Origin of the sequence: Kitasatospora sp. SC0581, from assembly GCF_048159585.1 — a bacterium.
GTDB lineage: Bacteria > Actinomycetota > Actinomycetes > Streptomycetales > Streptomycetaceae > Kitasatospora.
In genome coordinates this window covers 1-354 of record NZ_JBLRWA010000254.1, presented here as the reverse complement: position 1 = coordinate 354, position 354 = coordinate 1, and the positions used below count along the sequence as shown (strand labels likewise).

Here is a 354-nt window from a genome sequence, read left to right as displayed (position 1 = left end):
CGCCCAGCGCCAGCAGGGCCGGCAGGTGGTCCAGAACCCCGGCCAGGAAGTGCTCGGCGGCGGGGTGCAGCCCGTACGGGCCACCGCCGCCGGCCGCGAGGTTGCGGCCGTCCCGCCAGAGGCTGAGGTGAAGGTGGCCGACGTTGCCCACGCCCACCGGGGAGAGCGCGGGGGCGAAGCTCACCCGCAGCCCGTGCCGGGCCGAGACGGCCCGGACGGTGTGCCGCACCAGCACGGTGGTGTCGGCGGTGCCGAGCGGTCCGTCCGGGGCGACCGAGACCTCGAACTGGCCCGGAGCGTACTCGGGGTGGAGCTGGAGCACCGTCAACTCCTGCTCGCCGAGCGCCCGGAGCA

Annotated in this window: 1 pseudogene; it reads right to left on the bottom strand. The window is 76.3% G+C overall.

From position 1 onward, the window contains the following. Positions 1 to 354 (bottom strand): annotated as a pseudogene (locus ACLWS4_RS37995) (glutamine synthetase); the annotation flags it as partial.